General features: G+C 46.7%; 11 protein-coding genes. 3 read left to right on the top strand and 8 right to left on the bottom strand.

Annotated elements, in window-relative coordinates:
• Positions 1-89 precede the first annotated feature (89 nt).
• The 7 genes from ACLD71_RS07305 to ACLD71_RS07335 are packed head-to-tail and all read right to left on the bottom strand — an operon-like array spanning position 90 to position 7507.
• Positions 90-632, bottom strand: coding sequence for a cupin domain-containing protein (locus ACLD71_RS07305; RefSeq protein ID WP_137672381.1), 543 nt, complete (start codon positions 630-632; stop codon positions 90-92).
• 27 nt (positions 633-659) lie between these two features.
• Positions 660-1505, bottom strand: a complete 846-nt coding sequence (locus tag ACLD71_RS07310) for an ABC transporter permease subunit (RefSeq protein WP_137672380.1) — start codon at positions 1503-1505, stop codon at positions 660-662.
• On the bottom strand, positions 1505-2431 hold the full coding sequence (gene potH, locus ACLD71_RS07315) for a putrescine ABC transporter permease PotH (RefSeq protein ID WP_303516828.1): 927 nt from the start codon (positions 2429-2431) through the stop codon (positions 1505-1507). Before potH ends, ACLD71_RS07310 begins: the two co-directional genes overlap by 1 nt.
• On the bottom strand, positions 2428-3567 hold the full coding sequence (gene potG, locus ACLD71_RS07320; RefSeq protein ID WP_137672378.1) for a putrescine ABC transporter ATP-binding subunit PotG: 1140 nt from the start codon (positions 3565-3567) through the stop codon (positions 2428-2430). Before potG ends, potH begins: the two co-directional genes overlap by 4 nt.
• A 60-nt stretch (positions 3568-3627) precedes the next feature.
• Positions 3628-4737 (bottom strand): extracellular solute-binding protein, encoded by a 1110-nt coding sequence (locus ACLD71_RS07325; protein WP_137672377.1) that lies wholly within the window; start codon positions 4735-4737, stop codon positions 3628-3630.
• Between the two features lie 47 nt (positions 4738-4784).
• Positions 4785-6143 carry an aspartate aminotransferase family protein gene (locus ACLD71_RS07330; RefSeq protein WP_137672376.1) on the bottom strand — a complete coding sequence of 453 codons (1359 nt, stop codon included), beginning with the start codon at positions 6141-6143 and terminating at the stop codon, positions 4785-4787.
• 32 nt (positions 6144-6175) lie between these two features.
• A complete protein-coding gene (locus tag ACLD71_RS07335; protein ID WP_411993873.1) occupies positions 6176-7507 on the bottom strand; it encodes a glutamine synthetase family protein in 1332 nt (443 codons plus the stop codon).
• Between the two features lie 233 nt (positions 7508-7740).
• On the opposite strand from ACLD71_RS07335, the gene ACLD71_RS07340 reads away from it, so the two are divergent.
• The 3 genes from ACLD71_RS07340 to ACLD71_RS07350 all read left to right on the top strand — a co-directional run bounded on the left by ACLD71_RS07340 (position 7741) and on the right by ACLD71_RS07350 (position 11559).
• Entirely contained in the window at positions 7741-9111 is a 1371-nt protein-coding gene (locus tag ACLD71_RS07340) for a glutamine synthetase family protein (protein ID WP_411993875.1), read from the top strand.
• 51 nt (positions 9112-9162) lie between these two features.
• Positions 9163-10440 carry an NAD(P)/FAD-dependent oxidoreductase gene (locus tag ACLD71_RS07345; RefSeq protein ID WP_411993877.1) on the top strand — a complete coding sequence of 426 codons (1278 nt, stop codon included), beginning with the start codon at positions 9163-9165 and terminating at the stop codon, positions 10438-10440.
• A 147-nt stretch (positions 10441-10587) separates the two neighbouring features.
• Positions 10588-11559: an aldo/keto reductase gene (locus tag ACLD71_RS07350; protein WP_411993879.1), complete on the top strand. Its 972-nt coding sequence runs from the start codon at positions 10588-10590 to the stop codon at positions 11557-11559.
• A gap of 55 nt (positions 11560-11614) precedes the next feature.
• Here the strand turns inward: ACLD71_RS07350 and ACLD71_RS07355 are convergent, their stop codons facing one another.
• Positions 11615-13012 (bottom strand): MATE family efflux transporter, encoded by a 1398-nt coding sequence (locus ACLD71_RS07355; protein ID WP_137672371.1) that lies wholly within the window; start codon positions 13010-13012, stop codon positions 11615-11617.
• Positions 13013-13123 lie beyond the last annotated feature (111 nt).

A 13123-nucleotide genomic window follows, 5' to 3' on the forward strand; every position in this document is an offset into this window, starting at 1 on the left:
TGTCAACCTTATTTAGGACGGTACAAAGACAAACAAAAAAGCCGCTAATAGCGGCTTTTTTGTAGCAATAACTTATCTGAATGTTGTGGCTAGAAGGTTGGCGGAGTCGCGGCGCTAATTAACTCACATTCATCTTTGCTTTTATTGCGGAAGCGGTGCGGTTTGCGGGTTTCAAAGTAGTAGGAGTCGCCGGCTTTTAATACTTTAGATTTGCTGCCAACGGTAATCTCAATTTCCCCACGAATCACAATCCCGCCTTCTTCGCCTTCATGTTGAATAAACTCGGTGCCGGTATCTGCGCCGGGTGGGTAAATTTCGCGTAAAATAGCCAACTGGCGGCCATTATGTTTGCTGCCTACCAATAGCATTTTTACCATGCCATCACCTAAGTCGGTGAGCTCGTCTTCGCTATAAAAAATCTTGTCGTCGCTTTCCATTTCTAAGGTGAAAAACTCGCCCATAGAAATAGGAATTGCATCAAGGATCTTTTTCAAAGAGCCTACCGAAGGGTTAACTTGGTTCTGCTCAATTTGCGAGATCATACTGTTAGTGACCCCGCTTAATTTTGCTAATTCTCGTTGCGAAATGCCGCGCATTAAGCGAATACTCTTCAGGCGTTTTCCAACATCCATTAAGTTTGTTTCCTCAATTTCTAACGCCTATTTAGCATTGCCGGTTCTTAATTCCTGCAAGCGACGTTTCTCTGCTTTGGCCATAATCCACCAAGCAATAAAAGTAGCGACAGATACTACACCAATTATCAGTGTGGCTAGGGCATTAATTTTGGGACTTACCCCTAACCTTACGCTAGAAAATACCACCATTGGCAAGGTTGTTGCGCTCGGGCCCGAGACAAAGCTCGCGATGACTAAGTCGTCTAAGGATAAGGTGAAGGCCAATAACCAACCCGCCACAATCGCCGGTAAAATGGTGGGTAAGGTAATCACAAAAAATACTTTTAAGGGGGTTGCCCCTAAATCCATGGCGGCTTCTTCAATGCTTTTGTCTAGCTCACGCAGGCGCGAACTCACCACTACCGAGACATAGGCCGTACAAAAAGTAACGTGGGCAATCCAAATGGTTAACATGCCGCGTTGGCTAAATAAATCAAACACTTGGCCCAAAGAAATGAACAGCAGTAACAGGCTTAAACCGGTGATGACTTCTGGCATAACTAAGGGCGCAGTAATCATAAAGGCAAAGCTGGTTTCGCCTCTAAACTTGTTATAACGGGTCATAACAAAAGCGGCTAACGTACCCAGTACCACTGCGGCGGTGGCCGACATAAAACCAATTAACAAGCTAAGCGTAATGCCGTTCATTAGTAGGGCGTCGTCAAACAAGGCGCCGTACCATTTGGTAGAAAAACCACTCCATACCGTGACTAAACGGTTGGCATTAAACGAGTAGATGATCAGGCTTAAAATAGGCAAATAAAGAAAAGATAAGCCTAAGCCGAGTATCGCCCACTTCCACTTGGTTTTGTAAACGGGGATGGCGTCCATTAGCCGGCCTCCATTTCACGTTTTTGATAGCGATAAAAGAACATAATCGGCACCATTAATAGCAGTAACATCACCGAGGCAACGGCGGCAGCCACCGGCCAATCGCGGTTATTAAAGAACTCTTGCCAGAGAATTTTACCAATCAAAATGGAGTCTGGGCCGCCTAATAATTCAGGAATAACAAACTCGCCCACGGCTGGAATAAATACCAACATCGAGCCGGCAATAATACCGGCCTTGGTTAATGGCAACAGCACTTTAAGTAGCACGGTGGTGGTAGACGCACCTAAGTCGCGAGCGGCCTCTACTAAGGAGTAATCGACGCGCATTAAGGCGGTATATAAAGGCAAAATCATGAACGGTAAATAGGTGTATACAATGCCAATATACACCGCGGTATCGGTATGCAATATTCGCAAAGGTTCGTCGATAATCCCGGTGTACATCAAGATATTGTTTAAGAAGCCGTTGTTTTTAAGAATGCCAATCCATGCGTAAACACGGATCAAAAAGCTGGTCCATGAGGGTAAAATAATTAGCATTAACAATATATTACGATTGGCGGGGCTAGAGTGAACAATTGCCCAAGCCATGGGAAAGCCAATAATTAAACATAACAAGGTTGAGATGGAAGCAATTCGTACCGACTGCAAGTAAGAGCTAATGTACAGGCTGTCTTCAATTAAGTACGCGTAGTTGCCTAGGTTAAGCAGTATTTGCACTTGTTCCTCGGCCATTGTCATCAGCTGAGTGTAAGGTGGAATAGCAATAACCGCTTCGGCAAAACTAATTTTGAAGACGATGAAAAACGGCATCAAAAAGAATAGAAATAACCAAAAGTAGGGCACGGCGAGTATCGCACAGCGGCCACTGGGCGTAAGGCGAGTGAGCCACTTTTTGAGCTTGGCTGATGATTGAGTGGTCATATTTTTAACACCACGCAGCTATCGGCTTGCCAGCATAGGTAAACTTGGTCTTCCCAAGTGGGCATGTTGTTGCGATGGCGACTGCTGTTAGGCATGGCTGCCGTTACCCGCTTACCGCTGGCCAAGCGCACATAATAAATTGATTGGTCGCCTAAGTAGGCAATGTCTTCTACGGTGCCTTGGCAAACGTTGTTAGTACGTCCTTTTAGAGTTTTGAAAATACTCATTTTTTCGGGGCGTACCGCGACCATAAATGGTACGCCGGGCGCTGAAGATACACCGTGGTTGAGGCTAATGGGAAAGCCCAGTTCTTGGCTATCAATGGTGGCGCTGTCGTTATCGTTATCGCGTAATACACCCTCGAACACGTTCACCGAGCCAATAAATTCGGCGCTAAAACGCGAGTTGGGGTATTCGTAAATTTCTTCTGGTTCGCCCACTTGAATAAACTGGCCACGATTCATAATCGCAATCCGGCTAGCCATGGTCATGGCTTCTTCTTGGTCGTGGGTTACCATTACGCAAGTTACGCCCACTTTCTCAAGAATATCCACTACTTCAAGCTGCATTTGCCCACGAAGGTTTTTATCCAATGCGCCCATTGGTTCATCTAGTAACAGTAATTTAGGGCGCTTGGCTAAGCTTCTGGCAAGCGCTACGCGCTGGCGCTGGCCGCCAGATAGTTGATGAGGCTTACGCTTGGCGTAGTTTCTCATGCGCACCAATTCAAGCATTCTTGCCACGGTGTCGGCTATTTCGTCTTTTGGGAGTTTGTCTTGTTTCAAACCAAAGGCGATGTTTTGTTCTACGGTCATATGCGGGAACAAGGCATAAGACTGAAACATCATATTGACGGGGCGTCGATGCGGCGGCACGCCAATAAGATCTTGGCCGTCGAGAATAATGCTGCCCGAGCTGGGTTTTTCAAAGCCGGCCAGCATTCTTAACAGCGTTGATTTACCACAACCTGATGCACCTAGCAGTGCAAAAATCTCACCTTTATTAATGGTAAGGCTTACGTTATCTACCGCGATGGCTCCATCGTAATCTTTGCTAATACTTTCAATGTGTAACAAAGGCTCCGGAGCCTTTTCTCCGTCTACCGGAAGCTTTGAAATGTGTGACACCGCAGCCATTGCGGATCCTCCATCATGAAACAAAAACGTGCTTGCCACCCTTAGGTGGCAAGCGACTCGCTAGTTTTGAAGAAACTTAGTCCAAGAGCGAGTGAGTGTTCGTGACACTTTCGCTGGCGTTACCTTTGCGCCATACAGCTTGGCTAGGGTTTCGTCACTTGGGTAAATACCTGGGTGCTCAATAATTTCGGGATCAATAAACTCCTTCGACGCTGGCGTTGGGTTGGCGTACCACACGTAGTTAGAGATTTCTGAAATCACCTTAGGCTGCAATAAAAAGTTAATGAATTTATGCGCGTTATCTTTATGTGGCGCATCTGCTGGAATGGCCATGAGATCAAACCACGCTAAAGCGCCTTCCTGCGGGATTACATATTCCACCTCTACGCCATTGTCGGCTTCTGCCGCGCGATCTGAGGCTTGTAGCACATCGCCAGACCAACCAATAGCCACACAAATGTCCCCATTCGCTAAGTCATTTATGTATTGCGAAGAGTGGAAATAAGTGACGTAAGGGCGAACTGCTTTTAGCAGCTGGTAAGCTTCGCCGGTGTCTTTGTAATCGTTAGGGTCAACACTATTTGGGTCTTTACCCACATAGTGCAGCGCCGCTGCAAACAGCTCAGTTGGGGCGTTTAAAAATGCGACACCACACTTTTGCAGTTTTTCCATATTTTCTGGTTTAAACACTAAATCCCAACTATTGGTGGGGGCGTCTTCGCCAAGCACTTCTTTAACTTTGTTTACGTTGTAACCTAAGCCTGTGGTTCCCCATAAATAGGGCACTGCATATTGGTTGCCCGGATCTGCAGTGTCATCAAGCATGTCCATAATTTTAGCATCTAAATTGCTATAATTAGTGAGTTTTGTTTTGTCTAATTTGATAAACGCGCCTGCTTGAACTTGGCGAGCTAAAAAGTCTGAGGTAGGAACCACAAGATCGAAGCCAGTTGATCCCGATAGGATTTTAGCTTCTAGCACTTCGTTTGAGTCAAATACGTCGTAAACCACCTTAATGCCTGTTTCGGCTTCAAACTGAGCAATGGTATCTTCGGCGATATAATCTGACCAATTGTATACATTAAGCACTTTTTCTTCTGCTGCCTGCAGGTTCATTGCGCTGGCAGTTAACAGGGAAGCTATGGTTAGCTTCAGGCTAGCTTTGTTCATCAATGTTCTCCAATTCCATGTGGTGTTTGCTCGTACTGCTTCGCGGATTAACTCAATGCCTGCAGAGTGTCATCCAAACTTTGTTTTGCCAGTGTGATTAACTGATCTATTTGTTGTTTAGTGATAACCAATGGAGGGGAAATAATCATGGTGTCGCCACAGGCGCGCATAATTAATCCATTGTTAATGCATATATCGCGACATACGCCGCCAGCGCCAACATCCTTGCCGTAGCGCTGATTGGTGTTTTTATTGGCGACTAACTCTATGGCGGCCACCATGCCTTTACTGCGTGCCTCACCCACTAAAGGATGCTCGCCCAACTCTTGCCAGCGTTGGGCAAGATAAGGGGCGGTGTCGTTACGCACAGTGTTAACGATGTTTTCTTGCTGCATGATGCGAATGTTTTCGATGGCTACAGCACAAGCCGCTGGGTGACCGGAGTAAGTAAAGCCGTGGGCAAACTCGGTATCGGCGTCAATTAAGCCTTGTGCCACTTTATCCGACACCATTACTGCGCCCAGTGGCAAGTATCCTGAAGTAATGCCTTTGGCTAAGCACAACAGGTCGGGCTTAATGTTATAGGTTTGGCTGGCAAACCATTCGCCAGTGCGGCCAAAGCCGCAAATCACTTCATCTACTATCAGTAATATTTGGTACTTATCGCAGATCCGTTGAATCTCTGGCCAGTAGCTGTCGGGGGGAATAATTACTCCACCAGCTCCTTGAATGGGCTCGGCGATAAAGGCGGCGACCTTGTCTTCACCTAATTCGAGGATCTTTTGCTCTAACTGGCGAGCGCGCTCTACACCAAAGGCTTGCGGATCTTGGCCTTGGCCCTCTTCAAACCAATAGGGTTGGTCTATATGGCAAATGTTGGGCAGGGGTAATCCACCTTGGGCGTGCATAAAACCCATACCGCCAAGGCTTGCACCCGCCATAGTGCTGCCGTGATAAGCATTGTTACGGCTAATGATTTCGAGCTTGTTAGGTTGGCCTTTGCTGGCCCAATAATGGCGTACCATACGCACCACGGTGTCGTTACATTCTGATCCTGAACCTGTAAAAAATGCTCGATTCAATCCCTCGGGCGTAAGCTCAGCCAACAGTTTAGACAGCTCTACCGCTGGGCTATGAGTGGTTTGAAAAAACAAGTTGTAGTACGGCAGTTGCTGCATTTGTTTGGCCGCCGCATCAACCAACTCTTGGCGACCATAGCCTAAATTTACACACCATAGTCCGGCCATGGCATCGAGCAACTTGTTGCCTTCATTATCGTATACAAAAACACCTTCGCCTCGTTCTATCACTCTAGCTCCTTTCTCATTTAACTCCTTAAAGTTAGTGAAAGGGTGCAAGCAGTGGGCGCTGTCTTGTTGTTGTATCGTTAATGTTGCTGTGCTCATTTTGCCTCCTAATGGCCGGGGTAACTGATTGTTTATACGTTGAGCAATAAAAACTCACGCTCCCATGAACTAATCACTTTGAAATAGGTTTGGTATTCTTTGCGCTTCACCGCCACGTAGCAGTTAACAAAACGCTCGCCGAGAATGTCCTTGAGTTCGTCACACTGCTCTAGCTTAACCAGCGCTTCTTCTAAGGTGCCGGGCAAGGTGTAGCGGTCTTCGCTAACGTCTCCGGTTTCTTGGGCAGACGGTACGAGTTTATTTTTCATGCCTATGTAGCCGCAGGCCAAGGTAAGCGCCATTGCTAAATAAGGGTTGGCATCGGCGCCAGCAAAGCGGTTTTCTACTCGGCGGTTTTGCGCATCAGACAAGGGGACACGTAAACCCACGGTGCGGTTGTCGATGCCCCATTGCAGATTTATCGGTGCTGAGTCTCCAAACATTAAACGGCGATAGCTATTCACGTTGGGTGCGTAAAAGGCAATGCTGGCTGGAGTGTATTGCTGTAGGCCAGCAATAAAACTTAAAAACTGCTCGCTGTTGCTGTCATCACTATTGGCAAACAGATTGTTGCCATCAAAATCTTCCAAACTTTGGTGAATGTGCATGGCACTACCGGGTTCATCTTCCATAGGTTTAGCCATGAACGTGGCGTAGGTATCGTGTTGTAGCGCGGCTTCGCGCATGGTGCGTTTAAACAAAAAGACTTGGTCACAGGCGAGTACTGGCTCGCCATGATCAAAATTAATCTCCATTTGTGCGGCACCGGATTCATGCACCAAGGTATCTACATCGAGGTTTTGCGCCTCACAGTAGTCGTACATATCTTCGAACAGCGGGTCAAATTCGTTTACCGCGTCAATACTAAATGATTGGCGAGCAGTTTCTGGGCGACCATTGCGACCAATGGGCGGCTCAAGGGGGTAGTCCCAATCGACGTTTTTCTTCACTAAGAAAAACTCGAGCTCTGGGGCAACAATGGGCTTCCAACCTTCTTTCTCATATAAGGCCAGCACTTTTTTTAGCACCGAGCGCGGCGCCATACCAATTAACTCACCGTCGGCGGTGTAGCAATCATGAATAAGCTGAGCGGTGGGTTCTTTTGCCCAAGGCACAAAACGTACGCTGTCGGTGTCGGGTTCAAGGTTCATGTCCTTTTCGGTCCAGTCGAACAGTTCATCGTCGTCTGGCCAGTCACCGGTTACAGTTTGGTAGAAAATTGATTCTGGAAGGCGCATACCGCCTTCTTTGAGGTATTTGCTTGCGGGGATAATTTTACCGCGGGCGTTACCGGTAATATCGGGGATGAGGCATTCAACTTCGGTTATCTTGTTATCCGCAAACCACTTCCTGACGTTATCCATAATCACCTGTTATTTATTGTTAAGTAAACTAGGGCATATATCGACGCCCTCGGCTTTTTGCTCCGTGCTAATTAGAATTGTCACGATTTGGCGATAAAGTCAACAAGGTGTTAACTAAAACCTAAATATAGCGTCTTTTTTGGCTTATAAGGCAAAATTGTTTGCATTATACTTAACACTATGTTGTAAATCTAAGGGCTGTAAGGGACGTTTTTACTGAGGGACTGTTAATTATGTTGAAACACCAGCCGCAGGAACAAGCAGATAGTTTGCTTGAGCAAGTACACCACTTTTTGGCCGCTCATCCGCATCTAGAAAGCATTGATTTAATGCTTTCAGATATGAATGGGGTGATCCGTGGTAAACGTATTGAAGCGGCATCTTTGGAAAAAATAGCCAAAGAAGGTATGTGTTTGCCTGCATCGGTGTTTGCCCTAGACATATGTGGTGAAACAGTTGAAGAAACAGGGCTAGGTTTTGAACAGGGTGACGGCGATAGAATTTGTCACATACTGCCGCATAGTTTAAGTGTTATCCCATGGAAGAAAAACGCCGCGCAAGCGCTTGTCACTATGCATGAAGTGGACGGCCAGCCATTTTTTGCCGACCCTCGTCAGTTATTAACTAAAACCCTTAGCCGCTTACAGCAGCGCGGTATGTTCCCTTGTGTTGCCATAGAGTGGGAGTTTTATTTACTGGATGCGCGTAGTGAAAATCGCCAACCGCAAGCGCCTTTATTACCTAAATCGCAACAACGCATGCAGCAAACCCAAGTTTACTCCCTAGATGAGCTAGACGAATTTTCTGAGTTTATTCGAGACATTCAAGACTACTGCCATACTCAAAACATTCCCAGCGACAATGTAATTGCCGAATATGCGCCCGGCCAATTTGAAGTGACCTTGCAGCACCAAGAAGATCCGCTTTTGGCCTGCGACCAAGCCATTTTGCTTAAACGCGCCATTAAGGCAGTGGCTAAACAACATGGTTATTTAGCCACGTTTATGGCCAAGCCCTATGCCGAGCATTCGGGTAATGGCTGTCATGTGCACATCAGCATGTTAGATGAACTGGGCAATAATCGATTTGCTAAAGATAGCGCGTTGTTGGAATACGCCCTTGCGGGTTTACTCGACACCATGCCACAAGCCATTGCCCTACTGGCACCCAACGCCAACTCTTATCGCCGTTTTCAACCCGATATGTTTGTGCCACTACAGGCAAACTGGGGCTGGGATAACCGCACTGTTGCCTTACGTATTCCTTCTGGTAGTAAGGCGAATACACGTATTGAACATCGCGTAGCAGGCGCAGATTGTAATCCATACATTGTTATGTCGGCCTTATTGGCGGGTATTGATTATGGCATTGACCAGCAGTTAGATTGCGCCGAAGCGGTTAGTGGTGACGCCAGTAAAGCTAACGCGCCGGCTTTACCTACCTATTGGCAGCAAGCCTTAAAGACTTTTTCCCACTCTACGTTATGGTCTCTCTTAGGTGAGGACTTTAGCCACGTTTATCACGCCAATAAGCTCAGCGAATGGCATCGCTTTGAAGCACAAGTCTCACCCTTAGAGCAGCAGTGGTATCAACAAATGGTGTAGCGCTTAGCCAGCAGGGAAGCAGTAGTTTATTTTTAGATCAAAGGTGAGTACATGAAAGCGCAACATGCAAATTCCTATTATGCGGCGAGTGCGAATCTGCAGCTTGATTATCCGCAACTGAAAGGAGACCAGCAAGCAGATGTATGTGTGGTTGGTGCAGGCATAACCGGCGCGACTACCGCCCTAGAGTTGGTCAGCAAAGGTTATAAAGTCATCTTATTGGAAGGTGAGCGAGTAGGCTGGGGCGCCTCGGGTCGCAGTGGCGGCCAAGCAATTTTTGGCTGGGCCTCGGAGCAGTCAACGCTTGAAAAGCTAATGGGTAAAGACGATGCCAAAAAGATGTGGGATTTGTCGGTAGAGGCGTTAGCCGTTACCAAGGCCAATATTAACAAGCACAAAATTGATTGTGATTGGCAAGACGGTCAAATTCATGTGGCAATTAAAGATCGCCATGTAACAGAGCTTAAAGCATGGCACGAGCAACTCAGCACCGATTATGGTTATGACCAACTAGAATATTGGAACCGTGACAAGCTAGAAAGCCAGCTCTCTAGTCCGCGTTACTTAGGCGGTATGTTCGACCCCAATAGTGGCCATTTGCACCCACTAAATTATACCTTGGGTTTAGTTAAAGCCGCTGAGTTAGCAGGCGCCGAGATTTATGAAGACAGTAAAGTCACCAAGATTGAGCATGGCAGTAAAGTAAGCGTAACCACCGCCAGTGGCAGTGTGACTTGTTCCCATGTGGTGCTGGCGTGTAACGCCTATATGGAAGGGCTGAATAGCAAATTAGAAAGCCGAGTGATGCCAGTGGGTACTTACATTTGCGCGACGAAGCCCTTAGGCGAGCAGCGAATTCGTGAGTTAATTGCTAACAATATGGCAGTGTGTGACATTAATTTTGTATTGGATTACTACCGCTGTTCTGGTGATCATCGCATGTTGTTTGGTGGCCGAGTGAGTTACTCCGGCATAGAGCCTCGCGATCTCGCAAAAACCATGAAGCAACGTATGGATTGGGTATTCCCGCAATTGGCAGATGAACAAGTCGAGTTTGCGTGGGGAGGCAATGTGGGCATAACCATTAACCGCGCCCCACACTTTGGCCGTATTGCCCCTAATGTATATTTTGCGCAGGGCTTTTCTGGGCATGGCATTGCCGCTACCGGATTGGCTGGCCAGCTAATGGCTGAGTCGATTATGGCAACATCTGAACGCTTCGATATTTTTGAAAAAATCCCCCATATGCCTTTCCCTGGTGGGCGGTTGTTACGCACGCCGGCTTTGGTATTAGCCATGAGCTACTATCGCTTACGCGATCTTCTTTAAAGTTTAATGCAGTGCTTACTTGGTTTAGCACTGCATTGCTTTACTGCTTCGAACTATAGTGCGTAAATTCTGCCTATAAACCTATTAGCCTGTGAAGATTTATCGTTATACTTGCTCAATATTCGTAACAATAAAGGCATGCGACAAATGGCTGCATCTCCAATTAATTTAGTTTTACCTAAGGCGAGCCGCCTCGTTTATGGCTGTATGGGCTTAGGCGGTAACTGGGACAACTCTCCAGTAAACCAAGACCATGTAAATCAAGCGAACGCGGCAATTGATGCTGCTTTAGAGATTGGCATTAACTATTTCGACCACGCCGACATTTACACCATGGGTAAAGCCGAGCAGGTATTTGGTCAGGTATTGGCGCAGCGCCCAGAGTTACGTGAGCAAATTATTTTGCAAACCAAATGTGCGATTCGCTTTGGTGATGATCAGTGGTGTGGTCGCTACGATTGGTCGGCAGATTATATTCGTCAAAGTGTTGAAGACTCGTTACGTCGCCTGCAAAGTGACAGCATTGATGTGATGATGCTACATCGCCCTGATCCGCTAGCTGAAATGGATGAAGTAGCCGAAGTATTACAAGCGCTTAAAGACAGCGGCAAAGTACAGCATTTTGGTGTGTCTAACATGAGCGGTGCTCAAATTGCACATTTGCAATCAGTACTCAGCTTCCCGCTGGTGGCTAACCAACTAGAAATGAGCTTGTCTAAGCTTGATTGGTTAAATCACAACATTGCAGTGAACGACGAGCAAGTGAAAGGGCATAGTTTTGCTGCGGGCACCCTAGAATATTGCGCGATGAATAAGGTGCAAATTCAAGCTTGGGGCAGTTTAGCGCGTGGTTTATTTAGTGGTGCCGACCTATCTAACACAAATCAACAACAGCGCGATACCGCGCAGTTAGTTCGCCAGTATGCAGACCAGTACTCTACCTCTCCTGAGGCCATTGTATTGGCGTGGTTAATACGCCACCCAGCGGGTATTCAGCCGGTGATTGGTAGTGTTAATGTTGATCGCATTCGCGCCTGTGCAGATGCTACTAAAGTTGAGCTAAGCCGCGAGCAGTGGTACCAACTTTACGTCACTTCGCGTGGTCAGGCCTTACCATAGGCTGATGACTTATCTTTAAAAGTCGAGCTGATGCTCGGCTTTTTTTATGTCTTTCTCAGGCCTGTTTTAAAGCGAGTTCAGCCTTAAACTGTTGCACCAGTTTTACCAGCCACCATGCAACTAACAGGCTGAGCAACACCGTAGATAAGGGCATCACCAGCCAAATTCCTTTTACTCCAAACAGGAATGGTAAAACCAATATAAAGGGCAGTTGAATAGCCATGTTGCCAAGCGAAATAAAGGTGGCACGGCTGGCCCGGTTGATTGACTGAAACACCACTGCACCGGTAAATACTAAGCCATCTAAGGGCATAGCCCAAAGATGCAAGCGAATGCCGCTTACGGTGGCGTCTAGCAGAGCTGGGTCATCGTTATTAAACACTCCCACGCTAAACTCGCTAAATCCATTCATCAGTAGTACGGCTGCCACCCCAGTACCCAAAATAATGCTAAACCCCAAGGCCATTACTTTAAGTACGTTGTCATAACGCTTGGCACCATAGTTATAAGAGATTAGCGGCTGCATACCGTTGGCAAAACCTTCAGCGATAAAGTAATAAATCACACTCAGATAAAGCACAATCGCGTAAGCGCCAGTTTCGGTTATGCTGCCGTAGCGTAAAAAGAGGTAGTTATGAATCAGCGTAATAAAAGCGGTATAAACGGTGGTGAAAAAGCTACTTAAGCCCAAATTAGAAATGTTCGCCAAGTAGCGGGTATTTAGCCTAAAACCACTAAACTGAAAATGTAAGTTGCTATAGCGTGAGCCAAAATAAACGAGGGCTAACAGCATCACAATGGCTTGTGCACCCAAAGTTGCGTAGGCGGCGCCCGCTAGTTCCCAGTTCCATTTTACAATGAATAAGTAGTCGAGGCCGATATTGGCTAATGCGCCTATTACCATCAAAATGGTGGCAAAATTGGGCGAGTTGTCGTTACGGATCAAAATAGGCAGTGCGCAGCTAAACAGCACCACTAATGCACCGTTGCCCAGTATGCCTAAGTAGCTTTCTGCCAATTGCTGAATATTACCGCTGGCGCCTTGCCAGGTAATTGGGTTGGCCCCCAGTAAGGCTAAAATAGCGCTGAATATGAGCGCCATTAACACCATTAGTAATAAGGCATGGTTAAACAAGCTTTGTACGCGTTGCTTGTCTCCCTCGCCGCTGGCAATCGAAATGAGTGCTCCTGCCCCCACCCCTACCATTAAACCTAAGCCGGTGACTAAGAAAATAATTGGCCACACCAAGTTAATCGCTGCCAAGCCTTCGGCACCCAATATTTGGCCAATAAATATTCCATCTATAATCAAGTAAATGCCACTCACGATCATTGCGACCACAGAGGGGATGGAATAACGCCAAAATTGTTGAGTAATATTTTTACTGAGCATGAGCAGCCACTTGTGTTCTAAACGCTGGGTAAAGCTAAGGAGTGAAAGTGCAACCATCATATTCGGATTACCTAAGCAGGCAAGAGGAAAACTGCGAATTAAGGTATATGCTTAACTGATTGTACAAAGCTTAAGGCTTTAGTTGGTTTAAGCTGCGGTTAATCTTAAGGA

Origin of the sequence: Agarivorans sp. DSG3-1 (assembly GCF_046774965.1) — a bacterium.
Classification (GTDB): domain Bacteria; phylum Pseudomonadota; class Gammaproteobacteria; order Enterobacterales; family Celerinatantimonadaceae; genus Agarivorans.

Bases quoted from the DNA above. Each gene is read 5' to 3' on its own strand.
- ACLD71_RS07305 (WP_137672381.1), bottom strand. From the start codon at position 632: ATGGATGTTGGAAAACGCCTGAAGAGTATTCGCTTAATGCGCGGCATT.
- ACLD71_RS07310 (WP_137672380.1), bottom strand. From the start codon at position 1,505: ATGGACGCCATCCCCGTTTACAAAACCAAGTGGAAGTGGGCGATACTC.
- potH (WP_303516828.1), bottom strand. From the start codon at position 2,431: ATGACCACTCAATCATCAGCCAAGCTCAAAAAGTGGCTCACTCGCCTT.
- potG (WP_137672378.1), bottom strand. From the start codon at position 3,567: ATGGCTGCGGTGTCACACATTTCAAAGCTTCCGGTAGACGGAGAAAAG.
- ACLD71_RS07325 (WP_137672377.1), bottom strand. From the start codon at position 4,737: ATGAACAAAGCTAGCCTGAAGCTAACCATAGCTTCCCTGTTAACTGCC.
- ACLD71_RS07330 (WP_137672376.1), bottom strand. From the start codon at position 6,143: ATGAGCACAGCAACATTAACGATACAACAACAAGACAGCGCCCACTGC.
- ACLD71_RS07335 (WP_411993873.1), bottom strand. From the start codon at position 7,507: ATGGATAACGTCAGGAAGTGGTTTGCGGATAACAAGATAACCGAAGTT.
- ACLD71_RS07340 (WP_411993875.1), top strand. From the start codon at position 7,741: ATGTTGAAACACCAGCCGCAGGAACAAGCAGATAGTTTGCTTGAGCAA.
- ACLD71_RS07345 (WP_411993877.1), top strand. From the start codon at position 9,163: ATGAAAGCGCAACATGCAAATTCCTATTATGCGGCGAGTGCGAATCTG.
- ACLD71_RS07350 (WP_411993879.1), top strand. From the start codon at position 10,588: ATGGCTGCATCTCCAATTAATTTAGTTTTACCTAAGGCGAGCCGCCTC.
- ACLD71_RS07355 (WP_137672371.1), bottom strand. From the start codon at position 13,012: ATGATGGTTGCACTTTCACTCCTTAGCTTTACCCAGCGTTTAGAACAC.